General features: G+C 33.6%; 14 protein-coding genes. 8 read left to right on the top strand and 6 right to left on the bottom strand.

The window, feature by feature from the left end; genetic code table 11:
• Positions 1-442 precede the first annotated feature (442 nt).
• From gyrA to dnaA, 6 genes are all read right to left on the bottom strand, one after another.
• Positions 443-2,950, bottom strand: a complete 2,508-nt coding sequence (gene gyrA, locus B6K90_RS10595; RefSeq protein ID WP_088012683.1) for a DNA gyrase subunit A — start codon at positions 2,948-2,950, stop codon at positions 443-445.
• Between the two features lie 70 nt (positions 2,951-3,020).
• Positions 3,021-4,940 (bottom strand): DNA topoisomerase (ATP-hydrolyzing) subunit B, encoded by a 1,920-nt coding sequence (gene gyrB / locus B6K90_RS10590; RefSeq protein WP_088012708.1) that lies wholly within the window; start codon positions 4,938-4,940, stop codon positions 3,021-3,023.
• Positions 4,941-5,038: 98 nt separating this feature from the next.
• Positions 5,039-6,160 carry a DNA replication/repair protein RecF gene (gene recF / locus B6K90_RS10585; RefSeq protein ID WP_088012682.1) on the bottom strand — a complete coding sequence of 374 codons (1,122 nt, stop codon included), beginning with the start codon at positions 6,158-6,160 and terminating at the stop codon, positions 5,039-5,041.
• Between the two features lie 17 nt (positions 6,161-6,177).
• Positions 6,178-6,396, bottom strand: coding sequence for a S4 domain-containing protein YaaA (gene yaaA / locus B6K90_RS10580; RefSeq protein ID WP_088012681.1), 219 nt, complete (start codon positions 6,394-6,396; stop codon positions 6,178-6,180).
• A 218-nt stretch (positions 6,397-6,614) separates the two neighbouring features.
• Positions 6,615-7,760, bottom strand: coding sequence for a DNA polymerase III subunit beta (gene dnaN / locus B6K90_RS10575; protein WP_088012680.1), 1,146 nt, complete (start codon positions 7,758-7,760; stop codon positions 6,615-6,617).
• Positions 7,761-7,916: 156 nt separating this feature from the next.
• The gene (gene dnaA / locus B6K90_RS10570) at positions 7,917-9,263 is read right to left on the bottom strand and encodes a chromosomal replication initiator protein DnaA (protein ID WP_088012679.1); all 1,347 of its coding nucleotides are present in this window, start codon (positions 9,261-9,263) and stop codon (positions 7,917-7,919) included.
• 742 nt (positions 9,264-10,005) lie between these two features.
• Here dnaA and rpmH point away from each other — a divergent pair.
• The 8 genes from rpmH to noc all read left to right on the top strand — a co-directional run bounded on the left by rpmH (position 10,006) and on the right by noc (position 17,251).
• Complete coding sequence (rpmH, locus tag B6K90_RS10565; protein WP_056467137.1) at positions 10,006-10,140, top strand: 50S ribosomal protein L34; 135 nt, start codon at positions 10,006-10,008, stop codon at positions 10,138-10,140.
• A gap of 141 nt (positions 10,141-10,281) precedes the next feature.
• Positions 10,282-10,662, top strand: coding sequence for a ribonuclease P protein component (gene rnpA / locus B6K90_RS10560; RefSeq protein WP_088012678.1), 381 nt, complete (start codon positions 10,282-10,284; stop codon positions 10,660-10,662).
• A gap of 39 nt (positions 10,663-10,701) precedes the next feature.
• Complete coding sequence (gene spoIIIJ / locus B6K90_RS10555) at positions 10,702-11,487, top strand: YidC family membrane integrase SpoIIIJ (protein ID WP_069033639.1); 786 nt, start codon at positions 10,702-10,704, stop codon at positions 11,485-11,487.
• Entirely contained in the window at positions 11,484-12,122 is a 639-nt protein-coding gene (gene jag / locus B6K90_RS10550) for an RNA-binding cell elongation regulator Jag/EloR (RefSeq protein ID WP_088012677.1), read from the top strand. Before spoIIIJ ends, jag begins: the two co-directional genes overlap by 4 nt.
• A 166-nt stretch (positions 12,123-12,288) precedes the next feature.
• Entirely contained in the window at positions 12,289-13,665 is a 1,377-nt protein-coding gene (mnmE, locus tag B6K90_RS10545; RefSeq protein ID WP_088012676.1) for a tRNA uridine-5-carboxymethylaminomethyl(34) synthesis GTPase MnmE, read from the top strand.
• Positions 13,666-13,686: 21 nt separating this feature from the next.
• Positions 13,687-15,573 carry a tRNA uridine-5-carboxymethylaminomethyl(34) synthesis enzyme MnmG gene (mnmG, locus tag B6K90_RS10540; RefSeq protein ID WP_088012675.1) on the top strand — a complete coding sequence of 629 codons (1,887 nt, stop codon included), beginning with the start codon at positions 13,687-13,689 and terminating at the stop codon, positions 15,571-15,573.
• Between the two features lie 21 nt (positions 15,574-15,594).
• Entirely contained in the window at positions 15,595-16,314 is a 720-nt protein-coding gene (gene rsmG / locus B6K90_RS10535) for a 16S rRNA (guanine(527)-N(7))-methyltransferase RsmG (RefSeq protein ID WP_088012674.1), read from the top strand.
• A gap of 130 nt (positions 16,315-16,444) precedes the next feature.
• A complete protein-coding gene (noc, locus tag B6K90_RS10530; protein ID WP_407920509.1) occupies positions 16,445-17,251 on the top strand; it encodes a nucleoid occlusion protein in 807 nt (268 codons plus the stop codon).
• The last annotated feature ends 53 nt before the right edge of the window (positions 17,252-17,304 follow it).

Raw genomic sequence — 17,304 nt, 5'->3', positions numbered from 1 at the left:
AAAAAAAAAAAAAAGTATTTGTACTTAATCAGAATTCCCTTCAATTCAACCGTTTTATTCCCTTACCTAAGTTACAAAAAATGGGGACATACTAATCTATATACTATTAAAAAGATAGTAATCCCATTACAAAAAGTATTTCCGCGCTTACTCCTTTTAACAGCTTGATTGTAAATAACTTTAAAAATTTAGCGTGTAATATGCCTGAAAATACCAACTAATAGGAATAGCTCCAAAATACATCTAATAAATGTAATCTTCATTAAAATTACAAGAACCATAGAAATCTTATTTTTAATCTTTACTTAAAGCTGCACTCAAGCGTTCAGTTTGTTCTGAAAAACCGATCGATCATTCTTCCACTCGAATCCCTATGATTAACTCATCAGTATAAAAAAAAGAGAGAACCTACTTGTTCTCTCTTTACTGGTCATCTGCATAACTATTCTTCTGTTGTTTCAATCTCATCTTCATTTTCTAGAGTTGTTAATTCAGCTTCATTTTCAGCTTCTTCATCAACTTCCTCTTCTTCTTTCGCAGCAATTGCTACAGTCGCAACATGGCCTTCTTGATCCAGTTTTATTAATTTAACACCTTGAGTAACTCGACCTAAACGAGAAATTTGCTCAATTGGCATACGGATCATTACACCAGACTCAGTAATTAACATTAGATCCTGTTCGTCACTTACACATTTTAATGAAATCATTTTACCGTTTTTGTCTGTAACGTTAAGAGTTTTTAAACCTTTACCACCACGACTTTGAATTCGGTATTCTTCCTGTGCAGTTCGCTTACCATAACCTAATTCTGTAACAACAAGAATATCTAAGTGCTCTTCAACGACTTCCATTCCTACAACATAATCGTCATCAGAAAGTGTAATTGCTTTAACACCTGTTGCTGTTCTTCCCATTGATCTAACATCGTCTTCATTAAAACGGATCATCATACCTTTTGAAGTACCGACAACAATATCTTTTGTACCGTCAGTTAAACGCACCGAAATTACATCATCATCTTCTTTCAAATTAATCGCAATTAATCCGTTAGTACGAATATTTGCAAAGGCAGATAAAGGTACACGTTTTGCTATTCCTTGTTTTGTTGTAAAGAATAGGTACCAATTCTCTAAAAATTCACTTACTGGAATAATAGCGTTAATATTTTCATCTCGATCAATTTCTAGTAAGTTTACGATTGGTAAACCTTTAGCTGTACGACTATACTCTGGAATCTCATAACCTTTCGAACGGTATACTTTTCCCTTATTCGTAAAGAATAAGATTGTATCATGAGTTGAAGTTGTTAGTAAGTGTTCTAAGAAGTCATCATCATTAGTACCCATTCCTTGAATACCGCGTCCACCTCTTCGCTGAGATCGGTAAGTAGAAACTGGAAGACGTTTAATATATCCATTATGAGTTAAACTAACAATGATATTCTCCACTGGTATTAAGTCTTCATCTTCAATGATTTCAATACCACCAGGAACAATTGCAGTTCTTCGTTTATCATTATACTGCTCCTTTAGCACGGTTAATTCTTCTCGAATAATTTCAAGAACTCTTTCCTCATCAGCAAGAATTGCTCTTAATTCTGCAATTAACTTGATTAGTTCTTGATATTCTTCTTCTATTTTTTCGCGCTCTAATCCAGTTAAACGTTGTAACCTCATATCTAAAATTGCTTGAGCTTGCTTTTCAGATAAATTAAAAGTTTCCATTAAGCCATTTTTAGCTATTTCTCCTGTTTGAGAAGCTCTAATTAAGCTAATTACTGCATCTAAATGGTCTAACGCAACCTTCAAACCTTCTAAAATATGTGCACGCGCTTCTGCTTTTTCTAATTCGAACTGTGTTCTACGTTTAATAACAACAATTTGATGATCTAAATAGTGTTTTAAACAACTCTTTAGAGATAGAACTTTTGGTTCACCATTTACAAGTGCTAATAAATTAATACCAAAACTTGTTTGTAGCGCAGTTTGTTTATAAAGATTATTTAAAAGTACATTAGCGTTCGCGTCTCTTCTAACTTCAATGACAACACGCATACCATTTCTGTCAGATTCATCGCGTAAATCAGTTATACCCTCGATTTTCTTATCTCGAACTAGTTCAGCAATTCTTTCAACAAGTTTAGCCTTATTTACTTGATATGGTAATTCTGTAACAATAATCGTTTGTCTACCATTTGCTTTTTCTTCAATTTCTACTTTTGCTCTAATAATTATTGAGCCTTTACCAGTTTCATAGGCCTTACGTATTCCGCTTTTACCTAGAATCATACCTGACGTTGGGAAATCAGGACCTTGAATATACTCCATTAATTCTTGTGTAGTGATTTCTGGTTCTTTACTTAATGCAAGAACACCATCAATTACTTCACCTATTTGGTGAGGAGGAATATTCGTAGCCATACCAACTGCTATACCCGTTGCTCCGTTTACTAACAAGTTAGGGAATCGTGCAGGAAGAACAATTGGCTCTCTTTCCGAACCATCATAGTTATCTTGATAATCAATCGTATTTTTATTAATATCACGAATTAATTCCATCGAAATTTTAGACATTCTAGCCTCTGTATAACGCATCGCCGCTGCTGCATCTCCATCAACCGATCCAAAATTTCCATGGCCATCTACTAACATATATCTGAAGTTAAAGTCCTGAGCCATACGTACCATTGTTTCATATACAGCAGAGTCACCATGCGGGTGATACTTACCAATTACTTCACCAACGATACGCGCTGACTTTTTATAGGCTTTATCAGCTGTCATACCTAAATCATTCATTGCATATAAAATTCTTCTATGAACAGGCTTAAGGCCGTCTCGTACATCTGGTAACGCTCGAGAAACAATTACACTCATTGCATAATCTAGGAAGGAATTACGCATTTCATGACTAATATTTATTTCTTTAATTTGTTGATTTTCACTCAACATCGGCACCTCCCTTTAGTTTCCTTATCTACCTGAGAAAAGGAGCATAAAAGCTCCTTATAAATAATTATTAAATATCTAAATTCTTTACATACTTAGCGTTATCTTGAATAAAGTTACGTCTTGGTTCTACTTTTTCACCCATTAATGTTTCAAACGTTTCATCAGCTTCAATTGCATCTTGAAGGTTAACTTGCAGTAACGTTCTAGTTTCAGGATTCATTGTAGTTTCCCATAACTGTTCAGGGTTCATTTCCCCTAAACCTTTATATCGTTGAATAACAGGTTTTGGTACTGCATTTAAAGTCGACATAATCTCATCCATTTGTCGATCATTATAAGCATATTGTATTTTTTTCCCTTGTTGGATCTTATATAAAGGTGGTTGAGCAATATAAATATAACCACTTTCAATGATTTGACGCATATAACGATATAAGAACGTTAACAATAAAGTACGGATGTGGGCACCATCTACATCAGCATCCGTCATCAATATAATTTTATGATATCGTGCTTTCTCGATATCGAAATCATCGCCGATTCCAGTACCAAAAGCAGTAATCATTGAACGAACCTCGTTATTTGATAAAATTTTATCAAGTCGAGCTTTTTCTACATTAATAATTTTTCCACGTAAAGGAAGAATTGCTTGGAAGTGGCGATCTCGTCCTTGTTTAGCACTTCCACCCGCTGAATCACCCTCAACGATATAAATTTCACTTATGGAAGAATCTTTTGAAGAACAATCAGCTAATTTCCCAGGTAAACTTGATACTTCTAAAGCACTTTTTCTTCTTGTTAATTCACGAGCCTTTTTAGCAGCAACACGCGCTCTAGCCGCCATTAAACCTTTTTCAACTATTTTTTTACCCTCAGTTGGATTCTCTAATAAAAACTTTTCAAGGTTTTCTCCAAAAATTTGCTCAGTAATCGTACGAACTTCACTATTACCTAATTTAGTTTTTGTTTGTCCCTCAAACTGTGGATCCGGGTGTTTAACAGAGACGATAGCCGTTAACCCTTCACGTACATCCTCACCAGACAAGTTACTATCTTGATCTTTAATCAAACCATTCTTACGACCATAATCATTAATTACACGAGTTAAAGCTGTTTTAAACCCAACCTCATGTGTACCACCTTCGTGTGTATTAATATTATTTGTGAATGAGTAAATATTACTTGTATAGCTTTCATTGTATTGAAGTGCAATTTCTACACTAATTCCATCTTTTTCACCAATAACAAAAATTGGTTCGTCATGAATCACTTCTTTAGAACGATTCAAATGTTCAACGTAAGATTTGATTCCACCTTCATAATGGAATTCTTTCTTTTGTTTATTTTCTCTAAGGTCTTCAATTGTTAAGCGAATACCTCTATTAAGGAATGCTAATTCTCTTAAACGGTTTGCTAATGTATCAAAGTCATAAACTGTAGTTTCAGTGAAAATTTCTGCATCAGGTTTAAAATGAGTAATCGTACCAGTAACATCAGTTTCACCAACGATACTCATATCTGCAACAGGTATACCTTTAGCAAATTGTTGATAATAAATAGTACCTTCACGATGAACGTGAACTTCTAGCAAAGTAGACAATGCGTTTACTACTGAAGCACCTACCCCGTGTAATCCACCAGATACTTTGTATCCACCACCGCCAAATTTTCCACCCGCATGAAGTACCGTCATAATTACTTCTAGTGCAGGTCTACCCATTTTTTCATGGATACCTACAGGAATCCCACGGCCATTATCTTTAACTGTAATACTATTATCTTCTTCAATTGTTACATTAATCTCATCACAGTATCCAGCCAATGCCTCATCTATACTATTATCAACGATTTCCCATACTAAGTGATGTAATCCCTTACCGCTTGTAGAACCGATATACATCCCCGGTCTTTTACGTACGGCTTCTAAACCTTCAAGAACTTGTATCTGATTCTCATCATAATTATTTTCTTGCATCTTTTGATCCATTGTCATGAACACTCACCTACTTTTTTTATTTTACATAAAAGAATTAGTAAATTTCAGCTATGCTTATTAGGCGGCGTAGTAGAAATTTTATAAAAAATTTATTGAGAAGTACTTACAATTGTTCCATGTGAAACATTTATAATATTAGCTTGTTTTATCGTTTCGTGCTGAATCCCGTCGACACTTGTTGTTGTGACAAAAGTCTGTACTTTATTTTGAATTGCATTTAATAAGTGTGTTTGACGATAGTCATCTAGCTCTGAAAGAACATCATCCAACAAAAGTATAGGATATTCTCCAACTTCCTCTTTAATCAGTTCAATTTCTGCTAGTTTTAGTGAAAGAGCTGTTGTCCGCTGTTGTCCTTGCGATCCAAAAGTTTGAACGTTTTTATTATTTACCATAAAAACTAAATCATCTCTATGCGGACCAAGCAATGTAGTACCTCTTGATACTTCACGCTCTTTTTCAGCTTCGAATTGTTTTATGTACTCATCTTCCATTTTCGTCAAATCTGTTAAATCTGATACATTAATGCTTGGTTTATATATAATTTCTAGTTTTTCGGTCTCTCTAGAAATTTGACTATGAATAGGCGATGCCCAGTCTTGTAGTAATTTGATGAACGAAATTCGTTTTTCGATAATTTTTACGGCATGTTTTACAAGCTGAGATGTTAGGACTTCAAGCATTAAATAGTTCCGATCTCGGCTGGTTTGTAATGTTCTTAGTAGTGAATTTCGCTGTTGGAGGATTCTCTGGTACTGACTTAGTTCATGTAGGTAAACTGGCGAAACTTGTCCTAGTTCCATATCTAGGAATTTACGACGCACTTGCGGACTACCTTTTACTAAATGTAAATCTTCCGGTGCAAACATAACGACATTCATCACGCCTATATATTGACTTAACTTCATCTGTTCAAGATGGTTCAGCTTGGCTTTCTTACCTTTCTTAGAGAGGATTAGCTGTAGTGTTACTTGCTGATTTTTCTTCTGTAACGTACCTTTTATTGTACCATATTCTTCATCCCAACGTATCATTTCTTTGTCATTACTTGTGCGATGGGACTTTGTTAAAGCTAGCACATAAATGGATTCCATTAAATTTGTTTTACCTTGAGCATTCTCACCAATGATGACATTAACATTATTTTGAAAATTCAACTCAAGTTTTTCATAATTACGATATTGTTTTAGTTGTAATTCTTTAATATACAATGGGATTCCCCCAAAACTTATGAAGTTATAATATACGAACCTTTTCCAGTTATAGAAACTGTATCATTTAAAACTAATTTTTTCCCTCTTCTATTCTCAGGCTCATTATTTACAAAGATTTCGTGCTCCGATAGAAACCATTTAGCCATTCCACCTGTATCAATTACTCCAGCAAGCTTTAGAAATTGGCCTAATGTAATATACTCTGTATTTATTTTAACTTTTTCTGTTTTCATTTTTTATCACCCTCATTTATCCATTCCTTAATTGTACTAAACTTCTGTAAGAAAAAAAACACTTAACCCTTATTTTGTCTTTTAAGTACAAAAAGACTGACCTAAATGTACTATGCACTCCCCAAACAAATTTGTAGAATAAATTCTTTCTTCATTCTGATCGTTGGAGATTGCTAGTACATTCTATTAGGTCAGCCCCTTTCGATAGAATTTACTAACTAGTATGTGCGAACTGGTAAAATTAATTGCAATGTTCTTGAATCATTTACAGTACGAATTAAAAATGGTCTCATAGCCCCTGTGAATTGGATATAAATTTCTGGGCTTTCTATTGCTTTTAATGCATCCATTACATACTTCGCACTAAAAGAGATTTTTAACTCTTCACCTTTTATATCCTCACAAACAATTTCATCTACTACTTTACCAATCTCAGGAGAATAAGAAGAGACATTAACAACGGAGCTACCGACTGTTTCTAAGTGAACAACGTTATTTCTACCTTCTCTTGCTAATAAAGATGCACGATCAATTGCTTGTAAGAACTCTTTAGTCATTACAGTTAATTCTGTTTTACTTTCACTTGGAATTAACTTTGATGTGTCAGGATAATTACCTTCTAATAATCGAGTAAAGAACAATAGATGTTTTGTCTTAAATAAAGCTTGATGTTCAGTTAAGACGATTTCTACTTTTTCATTATTGTCATCTAGAATTTTACTTAATTCGTTTAAACTTTTCCCAGGAATTACTACGCTAGCTTTAAATTCACTTGTTATAGAATGATCGTCAATTTTAGCTTGTCTTAAAGCTAGTCGATGGCTATCTGTCGCTATGCACGTTAGATCACCATTTTCAATCTTCCAGTTTACCCCAGTTAGAATTGGTCTAGTTTCTGAAGTTGATACTGCAAATACTGTTTGACGAATCATAAATTTTAATAAATCTGCTGAAATAGAAATTGTTTCATGTTCTTCAATTTGAGGAAGCAGTGGATATTCCTCAGAATCAAACCCGTTTAAGCTAAATTCAGTTTTTCCCGCTCTTATTGTTGTTACATAATTATTATCAGATTCTAATTCGACAAAATCTGAAGGTAATTTTTTTACAATATCACTAAAATATCGAGCATTTAATACAATGCTTCCAGTTCTTTTTACATCAACCAGTTGCTGATCATTTACTACTGTTGGTAAATAAGATTCTATAGATATATCTGAATCACTACCTGTGAAAGTTAGTCCTTCATTTGTAACAACTAATTTAATACCAGTTAATATTGGAATAGTAGTTCTTGATGAAACAGCTCTCATAACATCTTGTACAGCTTTGACGAGATGATCTTTTTGTACAGTAAATTTCATTGTTTGTACTCCTTATATAATTTATAAAATAATATAGTAATAGTAGTAGGGCCTGTGAATTTGTGGATAACTGTATATTATTAAAGAAAAATAAGTCTATCAACATGTGGATAGACTGTGTAAAAAAAATAGAAAGTTATGCACAGGTAACTAAATCTACTGATTTAATTTTTCATTGATTTCTTTGATTTGAGATTGCAACTGTGAGTCAGTTTCGATTAATTTTGAAATTTTTTCATGTGCATGAATAACAGTTGTATGATCACGGCCCCCAAACTCTTCTCCTATTTTAGGTAAAGAATGGTCGGTAAGCTCTCTTGAAAGATACATTGCAATCTGTCTTGGGAATGCTACGGATTTTGTACGTTTCTTTGCTTTAAAATCCTCTAATTTAATACTAAAAAATTCTCCAACTGTTCGTTGAATGTCGTGTATTGATAATGTTTTAGGCTTCGTGGCTGTAATTAAATTCTTTAAGGCTTCAGCGGCCACACTAGCATTTATGTCTTTATTAATTAACGATGAATAAGCGACTACACGTATAAGTGCTCCTTCTAATTCACGGATATTCGTATCAATTTGATTTGCAATATATAACATTACCTCATTTGGAATATCTAATCCCTCAGCCTTAGCTTTTTTACGTAAAATTGCAATCCTAGTTTCTAAATCAGGTGGCGTGATATCCGTAATAAGACCCCATTCAAATCGTGAGCGAAGTCGATCTTCTAATGTAGGAATTTCTTTAGGTGGTCGGTCACTTGAGATAACAATTTGTTTGCTTTCTTCATGAAGAGTATTAAATGTATGGAAAAATTCTTCTTGAGTTTGTTCTTTTCCAGCTAAGAACTGAATATCATCTATAAGTAGCACGTCTACATTACGGTACTTATTTCTAAATTCAATTGCTTTGTTATCACGAATTGAGTTAATGAACTCATTTGTAAATTTTTCTGATGATAAATAAACGACTTTTGCATTTGGATTATGTTCGAGTACATAATGTCCAATCGCGTGCATTAAGTGGGTTTTTCCTAACCCAACTCCCCCGTATATAAATAGTGGGTTATAGGCTTTTGCTGGCGCCTCAGCAACCGCTAGTGATGCTGCGTGAGCAAAACGATTACCTGAACCAATTACAAATGTATCAAAAGTATATTTAGGGTTTAACATACTTTGTCCGAACTCTACTGGTTCTTCAAATTTTACTTTAGCTTTAACTGCCGGTATATTCATCTCTATTTCTTCTACATGATTTTGAGGAAGGATAAATTTTATTTCTAATTCCGCTCCAGTTATTTCTAAAACTGTATCCATTATTAAAGATGAATACTTTGACTCAAGCCAGTCACGTGCGAATTCATTTGGGGCAATAATTGTTAAAGTATCATTCTTTAAAGAAAATGCCTTTGTTGATTTAAGCCATGTTTCAAAGCTTGGTTTACTTATTTTTTTTTCTATTTCTGCTAGAACCCTGGACCACAGATCCCCTATATTCTCCAAAAAGTAATCCCTCCTTACAAAGCTTGTTCAACTTTTGTACAAGCACATAAATTGATTATTTATTTTTATTCATGTCTTTGAATATGCGTTATTTTATAAAACTGCAAAAATCCACTTTATTTGACAGTATTCACCTATGTGGATAACTTAAATATAGTACAAGTGTAAAACCTGTCCACAAGTTATTAACACCTGTGGACAAATAAAAATAAAAAACAACTTGTCCAAAGTGGAAAACAAATTAATAATATCAAAAATCTTTAGCTATTTCAATGAGTAGTTAATGTTATCCACATGCTAATCCACTTGTTTAAAAAAATTGTCCACAGAAAAAGAAGTTGTGTAAAAATTGTCGATAACTGTTGTGGGTAAAAAATGTGCAGTAAAATATTATCCACAGAGCACTTAACAATTTTTAAAAAAGGGGAAGTAATAATTTTTAGTAGATTTTTTTATTCACTTAAAAGTCAGGTAAAAAAAATCTTTCGACACCATTATTTTTTGCTCGGATTACTCGTTTATAAATTTATTGGCAGGAAATGATAGAAATAAATCGGATTTCTTATTAAATAAGTAATTACGTTTTATTTTTTTTACTAAAACTCACTGGATCAACCAATGTTCATAAATTGGAAATAATTATTCGTCATGATTTAACATCTTACATTGACATTAACAGTAGTTATTCTTTATAATTTATAGGACTGTCTATTACAGTAATTCCTCAGGGAGGTGTCATATAATGAAAAGAACATTTCAACCAAACAAACGTAAACGCAGCAAAGTACATGGTTTCCGTAGCCGTATGAGCACTGCAAATGGACGTAAAGTTCTAGCAGCTCGTCGTCGTAAAGGAAGAAAAGTATTATCTGCGTAGGCCACTGTCAACAGTGGTCTTTTTCACTAATAAGAAGGCCTTTTTTGCTTTTATGTCACAATTTGTAAGTAAAAAAGGCCTCATTTTTTATAAAAAAGTTGTTATGATAATTGAAGGAATCATTTGAGGTGTCAGTGGAACATGAACAAGAAAAACAGAATAAAAAAGAATGCAGATTTTAGTCGCGTTTTTCAAGAGGGATCGTCAACTGCGAATCGACAATTTGTAATCTATACATTAAAAAAGGAAGATCAAAAACAATTTCGTATAGGATTATCTGTTAGTAAGAAGTTAGGTAATGCTGTAGAGAGAAATCATATTAAACGGTATATAAGACAAGCTCTTACTGAATTAAGTGATGATCTTCGTGTGAATATGGATTATGTTGTAATTGCAAGAAAGCCCTGTACTGAACTACCTTTTAATGAATTTAAAAAAAGTTTAATTCATGTATTGAAAAGGGCGGAAGCGCTTAAAATACGTGATTCAAAACATAAATTAGATAAAAATCAAATTAAGTAATTACATATTTAAATGTAACTTCTTAAAGGAGGAACTAGTTTGAAGACTAAGAAGTACCAATTGCTAGTTACAGTTCTTTTATTAGTAGTCGTGTTAGCCGGATGTTCGCAAACAAACCAACCGATTACATCTGAAAGTACGGGGATTTGGAATGAGTATTTCGTTTATCCACTATCATGGTTAATCACAGCTGTATCTAAAATTTTTGGTGGAAGTTATGGTATGTCGATCATCGTCGTAACACTTTTAATCCGTTTAGCATTATTACCATTAATGATTAAACAAATTAAAAGCACGAAAGCGATGCAATCAATCCAGCCTGAAATGGCCAAACTTAAAGAAAAATATTCTTCTAAGGATCAAAAAACTGTCCAAAAATTAAATGAAGAAACAATGAAGTTGTACCAACAACATGGTGTAAATCCATTATCTGGTTGTTTACCAATTTTTATTCAAATGCCAATCTTAATTGCTTTCTATCATGCAATTATGAGAACAATGGAAATTAAAGCACATGACTTCTTATGGTTCCAATTAGGTCATCCGGATCCAATTTATGCTTTACCAATCATTGCTGGTATTACAACTTTCATTCAACAAAAGGTATCAATGAGTACTGGTTCAATGACAGGACCTGCTGCTCAACAAATGAAAATCATGCTTTATGTTATGCCAATCATGATTTTAATATTTGCTGTTAGACTTCCATCTGCTTTAGCTTTATATTGGGTAGTTGGTAATACATTTATGATTCTACAAACATTATTTGTTAATAGAGGTAATACTACCGTAAAAAATAACAATGTAGGAGGGGCTAGTAAGTGAGAGAAGTAACTGCTACTGGTCAAACAATCGAACAAGCAGTTCAAATAGCACTTCAGCAACTTAGTTCAACAGAAGAAGAAGTAGAAATTACAGTAATCGAAGACGGTAAAAAAGGATTTTTAGGATTTGGTGCTAAACCTGCTAAAGTTTTAGTTGTTAAAAAGAAGACTTTAATCGAGAAAGCATATGACTACCTTTTAAACATTGTTAAGAGTCTTGATGAGACTGCAGATGTACACTTTGAATTACAAGGTACTAAAGAACAAACCTTCTTATTTACGATAAAGGGTGATAAGGTTGCTCTTATTATTGGTAAAAGAGGTAATACTTTAAATGCTCTTCAATTCTTAGTTCAAACATTTGTAAATCGTCATTCAAAACAATTGATTCATGTTGTCGTTGATGCAGAAAACTATCGATTAAAACGTAAGGAATCGCTAGAGATTCTTGCAAAAAAGACTGCTCAAACAGTTTTAAAAACAAGAAAAGCGATCTCTTTAGAGCCAATGCCTTCTTTTGAAAGAAAAATTATTCATCATATACTGACGGATATGCCAAATATTTCTACGAAGTCTGTAGGCCAAGATCCACATCGTCAATTAGTTATAGATTTAAAGAAACCAATTAAGGGTTAATCCTTAATTGGTTTTTTAATGTTCTACATTCAAGTCATATAAGTTTACTTGTACTTTCGTACGGTTATAATATAAAAACATTCAATTATAAAATTCTTTATGCTATGCTATAGATTTAGAAGTAACATGTTAACTTTTGTTTAACATGCTCCGAGGTGATTTTTTGATGGAATTCGATACAATTACAGCAATTTCGACACCAAAAGGCGAAGGTGCAATTGCGATCGTTCGTTTAAGTGGCGATGAAGCTGTTCAAATAGCGAATAAATTATTTAAAGAAAAAGATTTAAATATAGTAGATTCTCACACAATTCATTACGGGCATTTAGTTGACCCAAGTTCAGGGAATACTGTTGAGGAAGTCATGGTCTCAATCTTAAGAGCGCCAAAAACGTTTACACGTGAAGATGTTGTCGAAATAAATTGTCACGGTGGAATTTTTTCGGTTAACAAAGTACTTGAATTAGTACTATCACAAGGGGCTAGATTAGCAGAGCCTGGTGAATTTACAAAAAGAGCATTTCTTAATGGACGAATCGACTTATCTCAGGCCGAAGCAGTAATGGATTTAATCCGTTCTAAGACTGATCGAGCAATGGCCATAGCAATGAATCAAGTAGAAGGTCGGTTATCTAAGTTAGTTAATAGCTTAAGACAAACATTACTTGAGATTTTAGCCCATATTGAAGTAAATATTGATTACCCAGAATATGATGATGTTGAAGAAATGACAAATACTGTTTTAATTGAAAAAGCAAAAACAGTTCGAGTTGAAATACAAAAACTGCTAGAAACATCAAAACAAGGTAAGATTTTACGCGAAGGTCTGTCTACTGTCATTATAGGTAGACCAAATGTTGGGAAATCATCTCTTTTAAACACACTTGTCCAAGAAAGCAAAGCAATTGTTACTGATATTCCAGGTACAACGCGTGATGTAATTGAAGAGTACGTGAATGTAAAAGGTGTACCATTACGACTAATTGATACTGCCGGTATACGTGAAACTAAGGATGTTGTAGAAGCAATCGGTGTCGAAAGATCTAAAAAAGTATTAAATTTGGCCGACTTAGTATTATTTGTTTTAAATAATAATGAGAAATTAAGTGAAGAAGACCGTAAATTATTTGGCGAAATGATCGGTAAAGATGTAATTGTGATCATTAACAAAACAGATTTGTCACAAAAGCTTGATATAAATGAAGTAAAAGCGTTAGTTGGTAATGCTACAATTGTTACGACTTCCTTAAAAGAGGAAAAAGGTATTGATGATTTAGAAAAAGCAATTGCTGACTTATATTTTGAAGGGCAAATTGAGGCACAAGATTTAACTTATTTATCGAATGCTAGACATATTGCGCTATTAAACCAATCAGAAAAGACAATCAATGACGCAATTGAAGCAATGAAAAATGGCATGCCGATTGACTTAGTACAGATTGACTTAACAAGAGCGTGGGAGTTGTTAGGTGAAATCGTTGGAGATACAGTTCAGGAAAGTTTAATCAACCAACTATTTTCTCAGTTCTGTTTAGGAAAATAAAATGGTTAGGAGGAGAAAAAAATGAGTTTTGAAGCAGGCAATTATGATGTAATCGTTATTGGAGCTGGTCATGCTGGATGTGAAGCCGGTTTGTCATCTGCTCGAATGGGTGCAAAAACATTAATGCTGACAATAAATCTCGATATGGTAGCATTTATGCCTTGTAACCCATCAGTAGGTGGTCCTGCCAAGGGGATTGTTGTACGTGAAATTGATGCACTTGGCGGTGAAATGGGTCGAAATATCGATAAAACACATATTCAAATGAGAATGTTAAATACGGGTAAAGGTCCTGCAGTACGCGCGTTGCGTGCTCAAGCGGACAAATTCGCGTATCAACACGAATTAAAGAAAACGATAGAAAATACTGAGAATCTAACACTAAAGCAAGGTTTAGTAGAAAGATTAATTGTAGAAGATGGACAATGCACAGGTGTAATTACTCAAACAGGTGCAATTTATCGTTCAAAGACAGTTGTTATTACAACTGGAACCTTCTTACGTGGAGAAATTATTGTAGGAGAATTAAAATACTCAAGTGGTCCTAATAACCAACAACCTGCAATTAAGCTTTCTGAGCATTTAGAGGAATTAGGAATAGAGCTTGTTCGTTTTAAAACGGGTACTCCTCCTCGCGTAAATAGTCATAGTATTGATTATTCAAAAACAGAAATTCAACCTGGCGATGATGTACCTCGTGCATTTTCATTCGAAACAGAACCAGTTGAAACAGAACAAATTCCATGTTGGTTAACTTATACAAGTGAAACTACTCACCAAATCATCGACGATAACTTACACCGTTCGCCTATGTACTCTGGTATGATTAAAGGTACTGGGCCACGCTATTGTCCTTCTATTGAGGATAAAGTTGTCCGATTTAACGATAAACCGAGACATCAAATTTTCTTAGAACCAGAAGGAAGAAATACTCAAGAAGTTTATGTACAAGGATTATCAACTAGTTTACCTGAAGATGTACAAGAAAAAATGCTTCGATCAATTGCAGGTCTTGAAAATGTTCAAATGATGAGAACTGGATACGCAATTGAATATGATGCAATTGTACCTACTCAATTATGGCCAACATTGGAACTTAAGCAAATTAAAAATCTGTATACTGCTGGTCAAATTAACGGAACTTCTGGTTATGAAGAAGCAGCAGGTCAAGGTTTAATTGCAGGCATTAACGCTGCATGTCGTTCACTAGGTAAAGAAGAGTTAATTCTTGATCGCTCTGAAGCTTACATTGGTGTTTTAATTGATGACCTAGTAACTAAAGGGACAAATGAACCATACCGTCTTCTAACTTCTAGAGCGGAATATCGATTATTATTACGTCATGATAATGCAGATTTACGCTTAACAAAAATCGGTCAAAAACTTGGATTAATAAGTGATGAAAGATATGCAGAGTTTGAAGAAAAGAAAATGTTAATTGAAGAAGAAATAGAGCGTTTAAAAGCAACTCAATTAAGACCGACAAAAGAAGTACAGGAATTAATTGTAAAAAATGGTGGTAGCGAACTGAAAGATGGCATTCGTGCAGCAGATCTTTTACGTCGTCCAGAAATGCTTTATGAACATATTCATCTTCTTGCTCCATCTGAAAAAGACTTACATTCAGATGTTAAAGAGCAAGTTGAAATACAAATTAAGTATGAAGGTTATATTGAAAAATCATTAAATCAAGTAGAACGTATGAAGAAAATGGATTTAAAGAAAATCCCTGAAAATATCGATTATCAAGCTATTCATGGCCTTGCTACTGAGGCAAGACAAAAGCTTGAGCAAGTGCGCCCGCTATCAGTAGGTCAAGCTTCTCGTATATCTGGTGTTAATCCAGCAGATATTTCAATTCTACTTGTTTATTTAGAACAAGGAAAAATTGCAAGAATATCGAACTAATAATAGATAGGGGTATTACTAGTGAATAAAGAACAATTTATCGCTGCTCTTAAAGATAAAGGAATCCATTTGTCAGATTTTCAATTAAAACAATTTGATATATATTTCCACACATTAGTTGAGTGGAACAATAAAATGAACTTAACTGCTATTACAGAAGAAGATGAAGTATATTTAAAGCATTTTTATGATTCAATTAGCGCTTCCTTTTATTTCGATTTCTCTGATGAAATTACTTTATGTGATATTGGTGCAGGAGCGGGTTTCCCCTCTATCCCAATTAAAATATGCTTCCCGTCTATCAAATTAACGATCGTAGACTCCCTTCAAAAAAGGATTACATTCCTAAATCATTTAGCGAAGGAATTACAATTAGAGAATGTATCATTTATTCATGATCGAGCAGAAACTTTTGCTAAAAGACCTGGCATGAGAGAATCCTTCGATGTTGTAACTGCGAGAGCTGTTGCAAGAATGTCTGTGTTAACTGAATTATGCTTACCACTTGTTAGACAAAACGGCCACTTTGTTGCACTTAAAGGCGCTGCAGGTCAAGAAGAGTTGGAAAAAGCAAATTATGCTATAAAAACTCTTGGAGGAGAAGTTAAATCAATTAACTACTTTACTCTCCCAGGTGAAGACAGTGATCGAAATATTGTTATAGTAGAAAAGAAACGTAAAACACCAACTAAGTATCCTCGTAAACCGGGTACTCCTGGTAAAGAACCGTTAGAGGTTTAATATGATAAACTAACAAATGTTTCACGTGAAACATTTGTTATGTTTATTCTATTGTGAACGAAATTCTAAAAGGGTGGGAATCACATTGAAAAGCACATTATCTAGGTTATTTGGCTTATCAGAAAAAGAAATTAGTGATGATGTTCAAGATTCGGTTTCGAGTAATGAAGTTATTCGCCAAATTCCAGTATCAGACATTGTACCGAATCAGTATCAGCCTAGAACATTCTTTGATGATGAAAAAATTAAAGAACTAGCGCTAACGATTCGAACTCATGGTATTATTCAACCAATTGTTGTAAGGGAAATTAGACCAAACTTTTATGAAATAATTGCCGGGGAAAGAAGATTCAGAGCTGTTTCATCTTTAGGTTGGGATACAATTCCTGCAATTGTGAAAACGTTTAACGATACAGAGACTGCCTCCGTCGCTCTGATTGAAAATTTACAACGTGAAGAATTATCTCCTTTTGAAGAAGCTGTAGCATACCAAAAACTAATTGATTTACATAACTTAACACAAGAGGCACTAGCACAGCGATTAGGTAAAGGCCAATCGACTGTTGCAAATAAATTGAGATTGTTGAAACTTCCTGGAGAAATACAACAAGCATTATTGGATAAGTCGATTACAGAACGTCATGCGCGAGCACTTATTCCATTAAAGTTGCCTCAACTACAAATTACACTTCTTCAAGAAATAATGGAAAAGCAATTGAATGTTAAACAAACAGAAGAACGAGTAGTTACATTACTTACCGAGAAAAAACCAAAGGCTAAACGTAAATTTAAGGCGATTAGTAAAGATATAAGAATTGCGATGAATACAATCCGTGAATCTTTACAAATGGTTTCTAAGACAGGCATGAATATTGATAGTCAAGAAGAAGAACATGATGACTATTACCAAATAACAATTAAAATACCAAAGAAATAAACATTAAATTCACCTCTTTTCAGTGGTGAATTTTTTTATTCATTTTTAAATCT

The organism is Gottfriedia acidiceleris (genome assembly GCF_002128425.1).
In the GTDB taxonomy this organism is placed as follows: domain Bacteria; phylum Bacillota; class Bacilli; order Bacillales; family Bacillaceae_G; genus Gottfriedia; species Gottfriedia acidiceleris.
This window is presented reverse-complemented; position numbering and strand designations above follow the sequence as displayed.